The following is an 18,271-nucleotide window of genomic DNA, read 5'->3' as shown; positions in this document are numbered from 1 at the left end:
AAAAGAGGGTTTAATAGCTTTTTCTTTTGTTATTAAGAAGCGTGTAAAAATAACGTCATTTTAGGGATTTAACAATTTACCATGCTTAATTTACCATCTGAGAATCAATAATAATTTCCTAGAGGAAATACGATCATAAATGAAAGAACTTAAAAAACTCAATATACTTTTTGCCAAATATAAATGGGAACTTATAGGTGGTATAATTGTAACTATAATATCGCGTATTTTATCGCTTGTATTGCCTAAATATGTAGGTAAAATCATCAATCTCCTCAATGAGTACAGCAGTGCAAATGAACTTGAAAAAGAAGCAATAGGAGATGACCTGACTTTATATATTATATACATCTTAGGATCTACACTGCTAGCTGCAGTACTCACATTCATTATGCGTCAGCTGATAATTGTAGTTTCCCGGCATTTAGAATACGATCTTAAAAATATTGTGTACCAGCAATACCAGAGGCTATCCTTAGGTTTTTATAAACAAAATCGCACAGGAGATTTAATGAATCGCATCAGTGAAGATGTTTCTAAGGTGCGCATGTATATGGGGCCTGCTATTATGTACAGCATAAATATACTGACACTTTTTGCCGTAGTTATTCCCGCCATGGTCAACACAGCTCCCTCTCTAGCAGTGTATACTATAATTCCATTACCCATTCTCTCTATAGCTGTTTATGTAATAAGTCGCGAGATTAACAAACGCTCTACTTTAGTACAAGAATACCTTTCTAACCTAAACACTATTTCTCAAGAATCTTTTAGCGGTATTTCTGTGATCAAAGCCTACAATCTTGCGCCGCTAATGACGGAGCAATTTACTAAAGTAGCAAACGATAGCAAGGATAAAAACATAGATCTTGCACGCATTCAAGCACTATTCTTCCCTTTAATGGTGTTGCTTATAGGACTGAGTAACATCATGGTCATTTATATAGGAGGAAAACAAGTTATAGACGGGATTATAGAGGTTGGCACCATCCCAGAATTTTTAATTTATGTCAACATGCTTACCTGGCCTGTCGCTATTGTGGGATGGGTGACTAATATGATCCAACAAGCTGAAGCTTCTCAAAAACGAATCAATGAATTCTTAGATATTGATCCCGTAATTAAGAACCTTAATGAGGTAGAAACACCTATTCAAGGATCAATAGCATTTGAAAATGTCAACTTTACATACGACGATACAAACATCCATGCTCTAAAGGATGTTTCTTTTGAAATACAAGCGGGAAAGACACTCGCTATTCTTGGTAAAACAGGTAGTGGAAAATCAACTATATTGGAATTAATAGGAAGACTTTATGATATAGGAAACGGATCTCTGAAAGTAGGTGGGAAAGAAATCAATACTTTAAATCTAAACAACCTAAGGTCTTCCATAGGTTATGTGCCTCAAGATGCTTTTCTTTTCTCTGATACCATAGGAAACAATATTGCCTTTGGTAAAAAAGATGCTGGCCAAGAAGAAATAATAGCTGCTGCAAAAAATGCTGCGGTCCATAAAAATATCGCCGATTTTACCAAAGGCTATGAAACCGTTTTAGGAGAAAGAGGTATTACGTTAAGCGGTGGACAAAAACAACGGGTCTCCATTGCGAGGGCCATTATTAAGGAACCACAGATTTTATTGTTTGACGATTGTTTAAGCGCAGTAGATACAGGAACAGAAGAAAAAATCTTAAACAATCTTAAAAAAATCACTCACAATACCACTACCATAATTGTAAGTCATCGAGTAAGTAGTGCCAAAAATGCAGATCACATTATCGTTCTCGATGATGGTAGAATAATGGAACGAGGCAACCACGATTCTCTTATAAATAAAAACGGATATTATGCAGATCTCTATGCAAATCAAATGTTAGAGGAAGAAAATCTGGAAGATTAAGAATTAAAAACATTTGCTTTTTAAAATGTAGAATAAAAGAATCTTAAATTTATTTCCCTTGGCATACAATACTTCGTGCATTCCCTATTATATCTACAATAAAAAGGAACTGGATGGAGCAAAATATACAGTTATGATGATTATCTGTTGTGGCAATTTAAAGTAACGAGTAGAACTTTATAAAGGTAACATTTTTGAAATAAGTCCTGCTCCCAGTATTTCTCTCCAAAGAAGTATTCTTAAAATGACCAGCTTTTTGGATCATTTCGTTGAAGATCATACTCGCAAACTTTTTGTGGCATCTTTTACTGTGGAACTATTTTAAAGGCAAGGTTCAAAATCTAATGTTGTACAACCAGATCTTTGCATTGTTTGCGATCAAAATAAACTTAATAAAGGTGGTTGTTATGAAATCTCAGACCTTGTAGTAGAGATTTTATCCAGAAGAAATACAAAAAAAGAGATTCAAAATAAGTACGACTTATATGAAGCTGGCGGGAGGGAATACTGGATCGTAAGTTATATGCATGGTACCGATCTCATTCAAGTACTTAATGAAAAAAGCCTTTTTTAAAAGCAACGCATCCGTGCAGAAGGAGATCACATAGCCTCTGTTTCTTTTCCTGACCTAAAATACCTAGTGGATGACATTTACAAAGGTGTTACCGCCAGTTTAAACGAAACCTGAACCAGAATACTTGTCAAAACACTCTCACAAAACATTTTAAATCAAATCCTTATTATATAAACACGTAATAAGCTTTCCTTTTTGTCATTTTTTTCTATTTTTGATCGCAGCTAACTACAAAATAAGAATATGAGCGATCGAGATTACCAAGAACAAGAAGAGATTTTTTCAAAAGTAGTACGTGCAGGAAGACGCACTTATTTCTTTGACGTAAGAGCTACAAAAGCAGACGACTATTACCTCACCATTACAGAAAGTAAAAAATTTACTAATGACGACGGTAGTTTTCACTTTAAAAAACACAAAATCTATTTATACAAAGAAGATTTTCAAGAATTTGGTGACACCCTTAAAGAGATAACAGATTTTATAATCGATAAAAAAGGTGATGAGGTAATTTCTGACCGTCATCAATCCGATTATCAAAGAGATGAAATCACTTCTACAAAGAAAGATGTTAGCACCCCTAATTCTACGAATAGTTATACAGACATCAGCTTTGACGATATATAAGAAATGCCTACTTGACATTCAAGTGTCATGTAAAATTCCTTTCTTTTTCATCCAATTGTCATTATAAAATAAACCCGTAGTTATCGCTATATGTTTGCTTTTTTCTAAAATTAGACAACACAATTGTGGCCAACTACTTCCAAGGATAATTCAATTTTTCAACAAGACTCTCAAAATTAATTGGGTATAAATCCATAAAATTTTCATAAAGCCTTTCTACCTGAAAGGCTTTATTTATTTTCATCTCTTAATAAATAAAATCCTACTATGAAACAAATGATATCGCTTTTGCTGATTCTAGCTTTTTGTTGTTCCGCTTTCGCGAAAACGCAACAACAAAAGGCTATCCCGTTTCAAATCGGAACAAAAGCATTACCCTCACAAACTGCACTAAATCCCACGCTAGATTATTATTTACCACAAACAGTTTCTTATAATCCTGATATTCCTACGCCACAGGAAATCATAGGTTTCGTTCCTGGGAAATGGCACGTAACCCATGACAAACTGGTGCAATACATGAGAATTCTTGCAGAGAAATCAGACCGTTTTACTATGGAGCTCCTCGGGAAAACTTATGAAGACAGACCGCTTTATTTACTTACGATTACCAGTCCTGAAAATCATAAGAACATAAATCAAATAAGAACAGATCATGTTGCTGCGACAGATAAAGAGTCTGTAGACAATACCAATGCTCCTATAGTCGTGTATCAAGGATTTTCTATTCATGGAAATGAACCCAGTGGCTCAAATGCTTCTCTACTGCTCGCCTACTATCTCGCTGCCGCAGAAGGTACAGAAATAGAAGCCTTGTTAAAAAATACCGTTATACTTCTCGATCCCAGTTTAAATCCTGATGGATTACAACGTTTTGCGAGTTGGGTGAATCAAAACAAAAACGAGCATGTAAACCCAGACACGTACGATAGAGAATACAATGAAACATGGCCAGGAGGAAGGACCAATCATTACTGGTTTGATATGAATCGCGACTGGTTGCCTGTACAATTACCAGAGTCGCAAGCACGTATTGAATCCTTTCATAAATGGATGCCCAACATTCTGACGGATCATCATGAAATGGGAACCAATTCTACCTTCTTTTTCCAACCAGGGATCCCATCAAGAACCCACCCACTAACTCCTCAGATGAATCAAAGGCTGACTCGTCAAATAGGGAACTACCTCGCTGAAGGTTTTGACAAAATAGGCTCGCTGTATTACACAGAAGAAGACTACGACGATTTCTATTACGGTAAAGGGTCTACTTTTCCAGACATCAATGGTTCTATAGGAATTCTTTTTGAGCAAGCCAGTTCTAGGGGGCATGCTCAGAATTCTGACAATGGCATACTTACCTTTCCCTTTACGATTAAAAACCAATTCACAGCGGCTTTGAGCACCTTAAAAGCAGCATCTAGTATGCGCGTAGAAATTCTAGACTACCAAAATCAGTTTTATAAAGATGCCAGGAAAGAATCAGAAGATAGTGGCGCCGTCATCTTTGGTGACCATACCGATACAGGGCGCACTGATGCTCTTGCTGAAATTTTACTCAAACACAAAATAGAAGTTCGCTCCCTTAAAAATGATATTTCTAAAAATGGTAAGACTTACAAAAAAGGATCTGCTTACATCGTTCCAAAAAACCAGAAGAATTCCCGTTTGATCAACGCAATGTTTGAAAGAAGAACGGCTTTTCAAGACAGTTTATTTTATGACATCAGTGCTTGGACGTTCCCGCTCGCTTTTGATATGGATTATGATGAAGATGCTCGTTGGGGTGAATCGATTCCCTTAGAAGAAAAAAGTGAAATTGGTAAAATAGAAATTTCTGACTACGCCTATCTGATGCCTTGGAATGAATACTACACACCTAAAGCTTTAAATAAATTGTTATCAAAGAATATCAGAGCTAAAGTAGCTATGAAGCCATTTTCCCTAGACGGTAAACAATATGATTACGGTACCATACTCATCCCTGTTCAGAATCAAAAAATGAGCACCTCCGAATTGCGTGATGTTCTCGGGGATATTTCGACTGATGCTAAAGTTGATTTTATCGGAGTCCCAACAGGGCTCACCGAAGGAATTGATTTAGGGTCACGTCAATTCAGAGCCCTTACCCAACCTAAAATCGCCTTGTTAGTAGGTGAAGGAATCAACCCTTCTGATGCCGGTGAGATCTGGCATTTGATGGACCGGCGTTATGATATTCCTATTACTAAAGTTGACCTTCAAGATATTAACCGTAAGGATTTATCTCGTTACAATACGATTATTGTACCTGCTACTTATGGAAGTCCAGAAAACGAAGTCATCGATCAGCTTAAAGAATGGACTCGTGCTGGTGGTACTTTAATAGGCTACCGCAGTGCTTTAACATGGATGAGCGATGCAAAATTATTACCGCTTAGCTTCAAAAAAACAGAAAACCCTGCAATTGATATCACTTTTGAACAACGCAGCGAACACAGTGGTGCTCAAAGAATAGGTGGCGCCATTTTTGAAACTAAGCTGGACCGTTCACATCCCATTGCTTTTGGTTTTAAAGATGACCAACTGCCGATGTTTAGAAACACAACGCTATTTATAGAACCACACAAAGACAGCTACCGCAACCCTATCAAATACACAAGCAGCCCATTAATGAGTGGTTATATCTCTGATATTAACTTAGAGGCATTGAAAAGTACGGTTGCTTTTCAACATAATAACTATGGGCGTGGAGATGTAATTGGTTTTACTGATAACACCCAATTTAGAGCTTTCTGGTATGGAACAAATAAGTTATTGATGAATGCTATTTTCTTTGCTAAAGAAATGTAAGATTAGGTGATTAGATAAAAAATACACTAAAGATTTGAATCTTCTTTGATAAACATTCCTTCTCTACTAAGCCAGTGCTGAAATATATTCAGTGCTCGCCCAGCATTTGAAAAGTAATTCGTTTTGGAAGTTCAAGTTCAAGGAACTTCCTAGTTTACATTCCCCAACCCAAAAGAATACGAAAACAACAGATCTTTTTCAAGTTCAAGTTCAAATTCAAGTTCGGGTTCAAATTCAAATTCGAGTTCATCCTACTCGATCTCCATTCTTTGCATTTGCGTCTGGTTGTAAAAGAATAACAGCTTTGTCCTCACCTACTATTCCCAACACCAAGCATTCGCTCATAAAGTTGGCGATCTGCTTTTTAGGAAAATTCACTACTGCGATGACTTGTTTGCCTACAAGTTCTTTTTTATCGTATCGTATAGTGATTTGAGCACTGGTTCTTTTAATTCCTAAAGGGCCGAAATCTATTTGGAGCTGGTAAGCCGGGTTTCTGGCTTCCGGAAAATTATCCACCGTTAAAACCGTACCTACTCGCATATCTATGTTCTCAAAATCCTTCCAAGAGATATCCATCTATTTCATCTTCAGTTTTTGAATCATTATAGGAGAAATATATTGATCTGCTCCATAGGCGTTTACTAGCAATCCTTTTTCTCCTGTTTTACATTCTAAAACATAAAGAATAGAATTATCGCCTGCACTACTCATACCCTCAAATCGGTAAAACTTCACCACTTCAATTTCGCCAGCTTTCCATTGCATTTTCAAGTCCTTAGAATGCACCCCATCTTCTACTAGGTCAAAATTGATGTTGTAGCCCTCGTTTTGTAAAGCTGCTATTGCTGTTGAAAGCGTATCGTATCCCTCTTTCATACTGTTTTATTTTAAAGTTAAGAAACTAATACCAATTCTCATAAGCTTTAAAAAAACATTAGCAAGCTTAGGAGCTCTTAAAAAATGCTTCTTTTATTGCTTAAAAAGAAAATGATAGTGCTCCCGCTTTCGCGAAAGCGTAACAAATCACATACCTTTACTACTTATAAAGAAAACATTATGTCCTTAACTCCTTCTACCATGTTGCCACTAGGAACAAAAGCTCCTGATTTCACTTTATTAGATACCGTAAGTAGCCAAATGCGGTGTCTCAACGAACTCAAAGGCTCAAAAGGAACTGTGGTGATGTTCATATGCAATCACTGTCCGTTTGTACTTCATATAAACAAAGAGTTGGTAAGAGTAGCTAATGATTACCGTGTGACTGGATTCCATTTCATTGCTATCTCTAGTAATGATGCCGTGAATTATCCACAAGATGGACCTGAGTTCATGAGGCAAAATGCAGGTGATCATGACTATCCTTTTCCTTATTTATATGACGCCACGCAAGAAGTAGCAAAAGCTTACGACGCGGCCTGCACCCCAGATCTTTATTTATTTGACGCAAGTTTACAATTGGTTTACAGAGGACAACTCGATGATTCAAGACCTGGCAACGGAATACCTCTTACAGGAAGGTCTCTGCGAGAATCTATGGATGCATTGTTGGGGAATAAGCAAGTTCCAGCACCGCAAAAGCCCAGTATAGGTTGCAATATCAAATGGAAATAATTGCCTTGTTATCTACTCGATAATTTAAGCGATAAACAGTAATTTAGCAGCCTATCAAAATTATCATATATGTTTTCACTTAAAGTGATCTGGAACCCATTAGAAGGGCTTGATTTAGGCTTTTTTACTCTTCATTTTTACAGCCTTTCTTACGTTGTTGCTTTTATTATCGGATGGTACCTTTTGAAACCGATCTTTAAAAGAGATCATGTAAGCATAGAAAAACTAGATCCTTTATTTATGTACACGGTGATAGGAATTCTTTTAGGAGCCAGAATAGGTCATTATTTGTTTTATGAGCCATCTACATTCTTTTCAAATCCATTGCGAGTTTTCCTTCCTTTTAGGACAGATCCATTTGAATGGACAGGTTTTGCAGGTATGGCAAGTCATGGTGCTGCAATAGGAGTTATACTCTCTATGTTCTTTTATAGCCGTAAACATCTCAAAGGCGACTATTTATGGATGTTAGACCGCATCGTTATACCTAGTGCCATAGGTGGAACTTTCGTAAGATTGGGAAATCTTATAAATAGTGAGATAAACGGTAAATCCAGTGGAGATTTTTTTGCTGGATTTAAATTTGTACGCGACTTGAGCGATGATAATGTCAGAGCTGCTCTACAACAAACAGGTATTACAGACCCTGACAAGGCTATCAATGCACTAGTTAACGATCCTCAATATGCAGAATTACTTGCGGGCATTCCTTACAAGCACCCTGCACAACTTTATGAAGCGATCTGTTATATAGGGGTGTTTGTGATATTATACCTCACGTATTGGAAAACAGATAAACGCAATAAGCCGGGCTACCTAGTAGGACTGTTTTTTGTACTTCTTTTTACGATAAGACTATTGATCGAGAATATCAAAGAAGCACAAACCTCAACTGATGGTTTTGAACTTATAGGCATTCATTTTAACACCGGACAATTATTGAGCGTCCCTTTTATTTTAATAGGCTTGTTCCTTATGTTTCGTCCAGATGGGATGTTTAAAACGAATACAAGTGCGTAGTATATTTTTGGTTTCGCTGGCAATAGGGTACCTATTGTGTAGCTGTAAACCTAATCATAAAGAGGAAATGAAATCTCGGGACTGGTCTTTTGAAAATGAAGCCTCTTTATATCTAATCAATCAAAGTCAGGATACTTTGAAGCAACTCCAGATCAAACTTGCTGATACAGACTATTCCATACAACTAGGCATGATGTATCGAGAAGAACTTACAGAAGACCAAGGAATGCTTTTTGTATTTGAAGAAGCTACACCCAGGTTTTTTTATATGAAAAACACGGAAGTACCTCTGGACATTATTTACATCACTACCGATAAACGCGTAGACAGCTACTCCTTAGATGCACAACCCAAAGATGAAACGCTACTAGAAAGTAAAGGTGCATCTCAATATGTACTCGAAGTAAAGGCTGGTATGGCAAATAAATGGGGCCTTAAAGAGAATGATCTTATCGACTGGAAAATATTAAATAAATAAATCAGAGTCTATTACTCCATTAATTTTTAATCGTAATGTGAAGAATTTAATTCTTTTTTAGTTTAAATCTTTAGACATAAAAAAAAAGAAAGCCTCAAAAACCAAAAAGCCATGTTCCTTGAGCATTCGATTGTAGCTTTCTTTTGCGCTGAATGTAACCTTAGCTTGATAACCTCAATGTCCTTCTATACATAGGTCTCTATTTCATGATAACAAATAGACTCAAAAAAAACGGGTTTTATACATCGTATGAATACTACAATAATGGTACTCCGTTTCTATAATTATCCTTATTCCATCCTAAAAAATAAAATGCCTCTCGTATGGAGAGGCATTTTTTTATGAAATGATGTTGATGCACCTACTGCTTTCTCGAAAGCAGTAGGTGCACTCGTTTATTTAGTAATTTATATAAACCCAGCTCGCAACGTCTTTTTTATTTGCATCATTAAACTTGATACTATAGAAATAAGTACCAGTAGGCAATAAACCGTCTCCAGAATTAAGACCGGTATTAGGAATACCAGCAAACTCTACATAGTTACTTGCCCTTGTTTCATAAACTACAGCACCTAGTCTATTGAAAATTTTCAATTCAAAGTTTGCAAATTGGTCAATTCCAGGAATGGAAAAAGTATCGTTGATAGTGTCATTATTAGGAGAAAAACCTTCTGGCACTAGTACTTCACAAGTCTCTACTATAAAGTTAAACGTAGATGTGTTATAACATCCTGTTGCATTATCTACTATTCTAGCATAAATAACACCTCCTGAAACAGTAGACGAAGCAGATATCGAACTTGAGCCAGAATCTGCATCTGACTGTGTTGTGTGGTATGAAACGCCAAAAGCTGAGGCAGACTGACCGTTTAACACATCTGTATCGTTTATAGAAAAATCAAAGGCGGTAGCGCCATCGATAGGAGATTGATCACATTCTGTAACATCAGGAGCTATTCCTATAGATGGAGATGCATTAACCACAACTTCATAAGTTCCAGTTGAAAAACAATATGCATATTGGATATTTGAAACTCTTACGTAAATAGTTTCTCCCATTGATTCGAAAACATCAGGGTTTATAATTTCATTTATATTAGCATCTGCATCTGCCTGAGTAAGGAAATGACTTACTGTAAATTCAGCTTCGGACTGTGATCCTAAAATAGCAGCATTTTGAGAAGTAAGATCAAAAATCTCTATTCCATCAACGTTAACAGTATCATCACAAACTTGGATGTCTGCAACCATATTATAAGCTGATGTTGCATAAGACACGTTTACTTCTACGATATTATAACATCCAGTAGCTATTTCTTGTACTCTGATAAAAACAATCTCATCTGCCGTAACATCATAAGCTTCTGGTGTAAGTACCTGACTTAAATCTGCTTCAGCATCTGCCCTAGAATTATATTGCGTCACTGTATAAAGAGTGGCATTTAATCCATTGAGAATTTGTGTATTTCTAGAAGTTAAATCGATAGTGGCTGCTCCTGCAGGTTGACATTCAAAAAAATCATCGCCAAATGCTATGGCTGGCGGTGCGTTAACAATAACATCAAAGGTTCCTGTGGCAAAACAATCTGGGTCTTGACTATTGGAGACTCTTGCAAAAATAGTTTCCCCGATAGATTCAAAAACTGCAGGAGTCACAATTGGATTTATATTAGCATCTGCATCTAACTGTGTAAGAAAATAACTTACTGAAAACTCTGTAGCAGACTGTGACCCTAAAATACCAGCATCTTGAGAAGTAAGATCAAAAATCTCCATCCCATCAATATTGTCATAGTCATCACAAGCTTCTAGGTCTAAAACAGCCGTATACGCTGCTGTACTATAAAACACATTTAGAGCTACCACATTAAAACAACCTGTAGCTCTTTCTTGCACTCTTACAAAAACAGTCTCGTCTACAACAACATTATATGCAGCCGGAGCTGCAATAGGACTAGTAGCATCAGTTGCGTCTACCATAGAGTTAAAGAAGGTCAAGTCGTATAAGGCTGGATTTAAAAGATCTAAAATTTGAGAATCTCTAGATGTTAAATCGACCGTAGCGTTACCTGTAGCTTGACAGGCGATAATATCGTTAGGTACAGCTATAAGCACTTCTGGAGCTACGTTTACACATACGGTTTCTATATAGGTACAACCAAAACTGTCTGTAAAACTAAAATTATAGCAGTTTTGACCAGCTACTGTTGGAGTAACAGTAATAACATTTGCATTAGTAGCCGTTATATCAGCATTTGCTTCCCACATTTCAGAGACTTCTCCTGGCTCGTAACTTCCAGCTGTAGGAATGATAGCTGGGTTAAAATTAATTCCCCATTCAAATATATAACCGTTATCTATTCCTAAATTATCTACGATATCAAGACACCACAATCCATTAAGAGGCGTACCTATAAAATTAGAAAATGGATCTTCCGGCAAATAATCTACAGGAGGCATAATCGCTCCAAAACCAACTGCTGCGGTAGAACCATCTAGAGTTGCCGTAGCGGCTCCTCCTTCTGTAAAAGTATAAGTCTCACCGACACCAGGAGTATTTGTATTGTCATCGAGTGCTTGTCCTAAAAACCTTCCTCCACCAGAATTAGGATAGTCTAGGAAGTTAACTTGTGATCCGTCTGGTGCGGTAAGTGTGATATCAAGATCACCCATATAAGAGTGTTCCATATTTATAAAAACGCTTATTAAGTCCGACGCGCTTTGAAACGTTGTACCCACATTAAAACCAGAAACATCAATACAAGTTTGATAAGCAACCCCACTTCCATCTGGAAGGAACGTCTGCCCTGTTATCGGTGGTGCAACATTTGCAAAGAATTCTGTTGTTTCAACTAAGCCTGTAATATCTGTAGATTCTCCAAAACAAATGGAAGTATCTGCTGCTTGCGTTCCTGTAAAGTCTGGCGTGGTAGAAACCTGAATCACTACATCACTTGATTCACCTATAGATCTATCTCTGCAACCAGTAGGATCTGTAGCTACGAAGTCAACTCTATAAATTCCTGGACCAGCATAGGTTTCTGAAGCCGTAAATCCGCTAACCACGGTTCCATCAGAAAGAACAAATTCATAAGTAGCACCTGTACTATCATTACTAAAGTTTGCACTTCCCGTAAAGTTTATTGTTTCCCCTTGACATATTCTAATCACATTATCAGTATCTGGAGCTGGAACAGAAACTACTGAAGAAGCAATGGACTGACAGTTATCGAAACATGCTATCGTTGCTTCCCAACCGGCACTTACATTTGTAGAATCAGATCTGAACCTAAAAGTGATACAACCTGATGTATTTGCAGCACTGGCAAGAATGAAACCTGGTGAATTCATTCCTAAATACACTCCTATTAGAGGCGCAGTGACATCATCACCATCATAAACGAATAGAAACTCTCCAGACGCCAAAGCAAAGGAATTAAATGTAACCTGCATATCATCTGTTGCAAATGGTGAACAGAAGGTAATAATGGAGTCTTCCCCGTTGGTATAATTACCTGTCAGACCGCCAGAATCGGTAAAGCTACCAGTACAAGTCGTGAAGCTTCCATCTGTCATCGCAAATTCTTGAGCTGAGGCAAAGGCTGTAAAAAAGAGTATGCTTATACAGCAAAGGATAAAATTTTTCATAAAATAGTTTTTTTGCTTTTTTTAGATAGGATTATAACTACTTGCAAAATAATGAAATTCATTAACTCATTATTAAGATTTTGCATTTACTATTAACCATTTATCAAAATAAGTTGGGTTTTTAGGTGAAAAGAAGCTTTTAAGGGTTTTATAGCACAAAAAAAGCCACTTGAAACTTCAAGCGGCTTTAAATTTAGTAAAAAAAATGTAATTAAACTTCTTTTTCTGTTTTAGGGTCTTTAAGCTCTTTTGGCATTAATTTACCTTTTGATTTATTCATGGTATCATACATTACTGGAGTGGCAATAAATACAGAAGAATAAGTACCGACTATAACACCTATAATCAACGCAAGCATAAATCCTTGAATGGACTCTCCACCTAAGATAAATATCGAAAGTAATACGATCAACGTGGTTAAAGAAGTATTTAAAGTACGTGAAATAGTGCTGCTTATTGCTCCATTCACCGTTCTTGGAAAATCCCAATTTGTACGCTCATTTATAAATTCACGGATTCTATCAAATACAACCACCGTATCGTTCAAAGAATAACCAATTACGGTTAAAATTGCTGCAATAAATGCTTGGTCTATTTCCATGTTGAATGGCAATACTTTATACAATAATGAGAAAGCACCTAACACAATAATAACATCGTGAAAAACAGCTGCAACAGCTCCTAATGAGAATTGCCACTTGCGGAAACGAATTAGGATATATAGAAATACAACTATTAACGATCCTAAAATAGCATAAAGGGAACCTGTCAGAATATCATCAGCAATCGTCGCTCCTACTTGAAAAGAAGATCTAAGACCATATTGCTTATCTTCATTACTTACATCGGCAAATTCTAATTGATCCATTCCTTCTGGAAGGTAAGGCTTCAATACTTGATACAGTTTATCTTCAATCTCTTGACTTACTTCACTGTCATCTCTATCAATACCATACTTGGTACTAATTTTTAATTGATTATCAGATCCATAGGTTTTTGCTTCTGCACTACCGAAGATATCGTCTGCACTAAGTTGCTTCGTGATTTCAGTAGCACTCACATCCTGAGCAAACCCTACAATTACCGTGCGACCTCCTGTAAAATCAATACCTAAATTCAGTTTATTTGTTGCTAAAGAAGCTAAACTTCCTGCGATCAAAATGGCAGAAATAACATAAGCGACTTTTCTCTTCTTTAAGAAATCAACATTCACATTTCTAAACCACTTCTTAGTTATTGCCGTAGAAAAAGCAATTACTTTACCATTATTCACATAACCGTCTACAAATAATCTAGTAATAAATATGGCTGTAAACAAAGAAGTAAGTATACCTATCATTAAGGTCGTTGCAAAGCCTTGAATAGGACCTGTTCCAAATATGTAAAGAATAACTGCTGTTAAGAAGGTCGTTACGTTTGCATCTAGAATAGAACTCAACGCATTATTAAATCCGTCTTTAATACTATCTGCTTGAGATTTACCCTTTGCCAGTTCTTCACGAATCCTTTCAAATATAAGTACGTTGGCATCTACCGATATACCTATTGTTAATACAATACCGGCGATACCAGGTAAGGTAAGAACTGCTTTGAGCGATGCCAGTGCACCGAATATAAATAACAAGTTAACAAGAAGTGCAACATCTGCATATACGCCTGCACGACCATAATAAAAAATCATCCAGATCAATACAAAAAGGAGTGCAATACCAAATGACCACAGCCCACTGTCAATAGCTTCCTGACCTAAAGATGGCCCAATCACGTCACTCTGAATAATCTCTGCCTTTGCAGGCAATTTACCCGCTCTTAAAACTGTTGCCAGATCTTTCGCTTCATCAATAGAGAAGTTTCCAGAAATCTGTGTTTGCCCACCAGAAATAGGACCACTTGTTACATTAGGCGCACTGTAAACAGTATTGTCCAATACTACAGATACTTGTGACTGGTTTTGATACGCTTCACCGGTCATGTCTTCCCATATTTTAGAACCTTCACCGTTCATAGACATACTCACCACAGGAAGCCCCGTATTACCATATTGCTGACTTGCATCGGTTATGACTCCACCAGAAAGTGGTGCTTCGTTTTGAGCATTCCCTTTAAGTGCATAGAGCTCAATAACTTCGTATCCTAATGTTGGATCCAGAACTGGCAAGCTCCAAGCAAACTTTGCATTACGTTGTTGTGACGTTAACTTCCCTCTAGTTTGAGGATCGTTTAAATAAGAATCAATTAAATCTTTATCACTTACTTTAAAAGTCATTAACCCACCAGCACCAGCTATAGGCTGCACTCTGCCAAAAATAGGGTTGCTGTCAAAGTTTTCAACCGCAGCAACGTCAGCAGTTGCTTCATTGGAGTCATCTTGATTTAATAAATCACCAAGACCAGCTTCTGTAGTGTCATTTGCCACTATGGTTTGAGCAGCAACTTCATCCATCACTACATTGTCTGTTGCAACTTCTTTCTCAGCCGCTAACTTTTGTGCCCAATAGGTGTTTGCTTCAGAAAGATAGGAAGATATATCTTGAGATTTATAGACATGCCAAAATTCTAACTGTGCTGCTTTAGTAAGGATATCCTTGATGCGTTTTACATCAGTTTCTCCTGGCAATTCAATAAGAATACGACCAGAAGTTCCCAACTGCTGCAAGTTAGGTTGAGAAGTACCAAATTTATCGATACGCTTTCTCAATACATCAAAAGCACTAGTCATGTAATCTTTAAGCTCTTCTCTTAAGATAGGTTCAACTTCGGCGTTGTTCATATCAAATTTAATACCTCTAGTATTCATTTCTTGATTGGCGAAAATATCAGCAGAAGCTAGTTCAGATCCTTCAATGCTAGTAAATTCTTCAATAAAGTAATTAAAATAGTCATCCTGACCATCTTTCACTCTCTCGTCAGCAGCATCTAAAGCTGCGTTGAAAGTCGGATCGGTGGAGCCATCTGCCATTCCGGACAAAAGATCCCGCACGGAAACCTGAAGAATAACATTGATACCTCCCTTGAGATCAAGACCTTTTTTAAGCTCTTGATCTTTAGCCTCAGCATAGTTGGTAAAGCCACCCCATACCTCCTTAGATGCAACAGAGTCTAAATATTTTTCTTGAGCAACGCTTCTTAATGAAGCTGCATTTTCTACATCTTCAATTATTATTGAATTGGCATAAGTATCTGCATCACCTTCTACTTTATTGGTGATGAATGTGTAAGTAAGCTGGTAGATACTAGCTAGTGCAAAAATGATCGCGAAAAAACGGATCAGTCCTTTATTTTGCATGATTTTATTGTTTTAAAAGTTAAAATTAAACGTCGGCAAATATGAGATTTACCTTTTATATGGGCAATTCATTTGCACATAAATAATTAGAATAATACCCTTGGAGTGGCAACAGCATTCTGTTATATTTAAAAGAAGTTAAATACCCTTAGATTTTGATAAGAAAACTGTTCCCTTAGACCTAGGAGAAAGGTCCAGCACGTACTTCAGGTATTTTAAAAGAAAAAGTATTGAAAGTGAACACTACTCGACCACTTACTTTTTGAGCAACGATTACTGAATGACAGCTTAAGAAAGAGGAAACTGGCGTTAAAACAGAAAAATGAACTTGTGAACCGCGACTGTAATCTTGCTTCAGCTCAAAATAACAGCTGCCCTCATGTTCCATTCCAGAAGTCACGTCTTTACTTATCTCATAGATATCAATCTGATAATTTACTAAGGTATCCTCAATCGGAAATCCGTTACTGCTACTTTTAAGCTTTAGGGAAGTTGCAAAAACATCCTCTTCACCAGAAATAAATAAATGATTTTTTACGTTTTGTAAATCGAGGGAACTGTAATAAGTTACCCTTAAGGAACCTTTTGAAGCTTTTGTAACAGCTACATTTTCTGCGCCTATACGCAACAATTGCTCTTTAATACTCGCCAGCGCTTTCTGGTACTCCACAGCACCATCCACTTGTGAAAAAGTAAAGACAATTTCTTGATTAGGCACATCTGTGCGTTGTTGCTCTACAACAAAATAAGAGATCATGGCGATCAATGCGCCGATGTACCATTTAAATTTCACGAGCCAAATATAAAGAATAAACGCAGTATATCCTTAAGAGCTTTTGATTAAAAAGAAAGAAGTTTCCATAGCGCTATAACACTTCAAAAGAGTCTGTAGTAATGGGATTAATGGATAGGGGTTCCGCTTTCGCGAAAGAGGAATAACAACCATACCTCAACACATCTGAATACCTAAATAAAAAAAACATATAAAAAAACCGTCAGAGCATAACAGTGACGGTTTTAAATACATATTTAATTTTCTAAATCAGAGCATTAGTTGCTTTCACACCTTCTGCACTTGCTTGCATTGCATTTTTTTCTGCATCAGTAAGATTGATTTCAACAATTCGCTCTATACCATTTCTACCCAACACGACTGGCACACCAATACAAAGATCTGAAAGCCCGTATTCGCCGTCTAGCAAAACACTACATGGAAAAATTTTCTTCTGGTCACAGGCAATCGCTTGTACTATTCCAGATACAGCTGCTCCTGGAGCATACCAGGCGCTTGTTCCTAATAAACCAGTAAGTGTTGCTCCACCTACTTTAGTATCTTGAAGTACTTGATCCAATCTATCTTCTGATATAAATTCACTTACTGGAACAGAGTTGCGAGTTGCGAGACGTGTTAACGGCACCATTCCTTTATCCGAATGACCACCTATAACCATTCCATCTACATCTGAGATAGGAGCGTCGAGGGCTTCGGCGAGACGGTACTTGAAACGAGCACTGTCTAAAGCACCACCCATTCCTATAATGCGGTTTTTAGGAAGACCCGTTACCTTATGAGTAAGGTAAGTCATCGTGTCCATTGGATTAGATACTACAATAAGGATGACGTTAGGCGAGTGTTCTACCAAGCTTGTTGCTACTGACTTCACAATACCAGCATTGATACCTATTAGCTCTTCACGAGTCATTCCTGGCTTGCGCGGTATTCCAGATGTAATAACGGCGATATCGCTACCAGCAGTTTTCGAGTAATCGTTTGTTGCTCCTGTAATTTTAGTGTCAAAACCGTTTAAAGATGCGGTTTGCATCAAATCCATTGCTTTGCCTTCGGCAAAACCTTCTTTGATGTCTAATAAGACTACTTCGCTTGCAAAGTTCTTTATTGCAATATACTCTGCACAACTAGCGCCTACAGCGCCTGCTCCTACTACGGTAACTTTCATGTTATATAATTTTAATTTTTAGTATAATCTGTAGCCACAAATGGCTTCAAGCAAAAATAGACAAAATGACTATAATTTGTGATGAAATCGCCTTAAAACTATAGTTGTTAAGGTCTTAAAAAGGATACATAAGATTTTAAACTTAAATCCTAAAAAATATGGAGGCACTTGCGGTGTCAAAAGCACCAAAAGTATAATCAACAGTGAGATTAAAAGCGCCTAAAGTGAGTTTTGACCCTAGTGTACCTAACATACCGCTGACGTCACTTTTTAATGATAACGGATCTTCTATGGTACTAGAAACAGGGAAAATTACAGTACTGGAGTTAAA

General features: G+C 37.0%; 14 protein-coding genes. 7 read left to right on the top strand and 7 right to left on the bottom strand.

All coding sequences use genetic code 11. The features are described 5' to 3' along the window. The first annotated feature begins 139 nt into the window (after positions 1-139). The 4 genes from ACJAT0_RS02560 to ACJAT0_RS02545 all read left to right on the top strand — a co-directional run bounded on the left by ACJAT0_RS02560 (position 140) and on the right by ACJAT0_RS02545 (position 5,936). Positions 140-1,903, top strand: a complete 1,764-nt coding sequence (locus ACJAT0_RS02560; RefSeq protein ID WP_415180378.1) for an ABC transporter ATP-binding protein — start codon at positions 140-142, stop codon at positions 1,901-1,903. Between the two features lie 367 nt (positions 1,904-2,270). After that, positions 2,271-2,477 carry a hypothetical protein gene (locus tag ACJAT0_RS02555; RefSeq protein WP_415180419.1) on the top strand — a complete coding sequence of 69 codons (207 nt, stop codon included), beginning with the start codon at positions 2,271-2,273 and terminating at the stop codon, positions 2,475-2,477. A gap of 243 nt (positions 2,478-2,720) precedes the next feature. Then, on the top strand, positions 2,721-3,104 hold the full coding sequence (locus ACJAT0_RS02550) for a PUR family DNA/RNA-binding protein (RefSeq protein WP_415180377.1): 384 nt from the start codon (positions 2,721-2,723) through the stop codon (positions 3,102-3,104). Positions 3,105-3,371: 267 nt separating this feature from the next. Next, positions 3,372-5,936 carry a M14 family metallopeptidase gene (locus ACJAT0_RS02545; RefSeq protein ID WP_415180376.1) on the top strand — a complete coding sequence of 855 codons (2,565 nt, stop codon included), beginning with the start codon at positions 3,372-3,374 and terminating at the stop codon, positions 5,934-5,936. Between the two features lie 246 nt (positions 5,937-6,182). On the opposite strand, the gene ACJAT0_RS02540 is transcribed toward ACJAT0_RS02545, so the two are convergent. Then, complete coding sequence (locus ACJAT0_RS02540) at positions 6,183-6,515, bottom strand: tRNA-binding protein (protein ID WP_374003280.1); 333 nt, start codon at positions 6,513-6,515, stop codon at positions 6,183-6,185. Next, complete coding sequence (locus ACJAT0_RS02535) at positions 6,516-6,815, bottom strand: phosphoribosylpyrophosphate synthetase (protein WP_374003279.1); 300 nt, start codon at positions 6,813-6,815, stop codon at positions 6,516-6,518. A 180-nt stretch (positions 6,816-6,995) separates the two neighbouring features. On the opposite strand from ACJAT0_RS02535, the gene ACJAT0_RS02530 reads away from it, so the two are divergent. From ACJAT0_RS02530 to ACJAT0_RS02520, 3 genes are all read left to right on the top strand, one after another. Further along, the gene (locus ACJAT0_RS02530; protein ID WP_415180418.1) at positions 6,996-7,550 is read left to right on the top strand and encodes a thioredoxin family protein; all 555 of its coding nucleotides are present in this window, start codon (positions 6,996-6,998) and stop codon (positions 7,548-7,550) included. Positions 7,551-7,619: 69 nt separating this feature from the next. After that, positions 7,620-8,570 (top strand): prolipoprotein diacylglyceryl transferase, encoded by a 951-nt coding sequence (gene lgt, locus ACJAT0_RS02525; RefSeq protein WP_374003278.1) that lies wholly within the window; start codon positions 7,620-7,622, stop codon positions 8,568-8,570. After that, positions 8,563-9,048, top strand: a complete 486-nt coding sequence (locus tag ACJAT0_RS02520) for a DUF192 domain-containing protein (RefSeq protein WP_415180375.1) — start codon at positions 8,563-8,565, stop codon at positions 9,046-9,048. Before lgt ends, ACJAT0_RS02520 begins: the two co-directional genes overlap by 8 nt. A gap of 399 nt (positions 9,049-9,447) precedes the next feature. On the opposite strand, the gene ACJAT0_RS02515 is transcribed toward ACJAT0_RS02520, so the two are convergent. From ACJAT0_RS02515 to ACJAT0_RS02495, 5 genes are all read right to left on the bottom strand, one after another. Then, positions 9,448-12,696, bottom strand: a complete 3,249-nt coding sequence (locus ACJAT0_RS02515; protein ID WP_415180374.1) for a gliding motility-associated C-terminal domain-containing protein — start codon at positions 12,694-12,696, stop codon at positions 9,448-9,450. Between the two features lie 211 nt (positions 12,697-12,907). Further along, on the bottom strand, positions 12,908-15,982 hold the full coding sequence (gene secDF / locus ACJAT0_RS02510; RefSeq protein ID WP_374003274.1) for a protein translocase subunit SecDF: 3,075 nt from the start codon (positions 15,980-15,982) through the stop codon (positions 12,908-12,910). Positions 15,983-16,163: 181 nt separating this feature from the next. Continuing rightward, positions 16,164-16,775, bottom strand: a complete 612-nt coding sequence (locus ACJAT0_RS02505; RefSeq protein WP_415180373.1) for a hypothetical protein — start codon at positions 16,773-16,775, stop codon at positions 16,164-16,166. 244 nt (positions 16,776-17,019) lie between these two features. Continuing rightward, positions 17,020-17,940: a malate dehydrogenase gene (gene mdh, locus ACJAT0_RS02500; RefSeq protein ID WP_374003272.1), complete on the bottom strand. Its 921-nt coding sequence runs from the start codon at positions 17,938-17,940 to the stop codon at positions 17,020-17,022. Positions 17,941-18,082: 142 nt separating this feature from the next. Further along, positions 18,083-18,271 (bottom strand): DUF6588 family protein (locus tag ACJAT0_RS02495; protein ID WP_415180372.1); only part of this gene is annotated, 189 nt, incomplete at its 5' end.

Source organism: Nonlabens sp. (assembly GCF_047636915.1).
Lineage (GTDB): Bacteria > Bacteroidota > Bacteroidia > Flavobacteriales > Flavobacteriaceae > Nonlabens.
This window is presented reverse-complemented; position numbering and strand designations above follow the sequence as displayed.

What these genes read in the sequence shown, in the direction of transcription:
- ACJAT0_RS02560 (WP_415180378.1), top strand. Translation starts at nt 140, where the DNA reads ATGAAAGAACTTAAAAAACTCAATATACTTTTTGCCAAATATAAATGG.
- ACJAT0_RS02550 (WP_415180377.1), top strand. Translation starts at nt 2,721, where the DNA reads ATGAGCGATCGAGATTACCAAGAACAAGAAGAGATTTTTTCAAAAGTA.
- ACJAT0_RS02545 (WP_415180376.1), top strand. Translation starts at nt 3,372, where the DNA reads ATGAAACAAATGATATCGCTTTTGCTGATTCTAGCTTTTTGTTGTTCC.
- ACJAT0_RS02540 (WP_374003280.1), bottom strand. Translation starts at nt 6,515, where the DNA reads ATGGATATCTCTTGGAAGGATTTTGAGAACATAGATATGCGAGTAGGT.
- ACJAT0_RS02535 (WP_374003279.1), bottom strand. Translation starts at nt 6,815, where the DNA reads ATGAAAGAGGGATACGATACGCTTTCAACAGCAATAGCAGCTTTACAA.
- ACJAT0_RS02530 (WP_415180418.1), top strand. Translation starts at nt 6,996, where the DNA reads ATGTCCTTAACTCCTTCTACCATGTTGCCACTAGGAACAAAAGCTCCT.
- lgt (WP_374003278.1), top strand. Translation starts at nt 7,620, where the DNA reads ATGTTTTCACTTAAAGTGATCTGGAACCCATTAGAAGGGCTTGATTTA.
- ACJAT0_RS02515 (WP_415180374.1), bottom strand. Translation starts at nt 12,696, where the DNA reads ATGAAAAATTTTATCCTTTGCTGTATAAGCATACTCTTTTTTACAGCC.
- secDF (WP_374003274.1), bottom strand. Translation starts at nt 15,982, where the DNA reads ATGCAAAATAAAGGACTGATCCGTTTTTTCGCGATCATTTTTGCACTA.
- mdh (WP_374003272.1), bottom strand. Translation starts at nt 17,940, where the DNA reads ATGAAAGTTACCGTAGTAGGAGCAGGCGCTGTAGGCGCTAGTTGTGCA.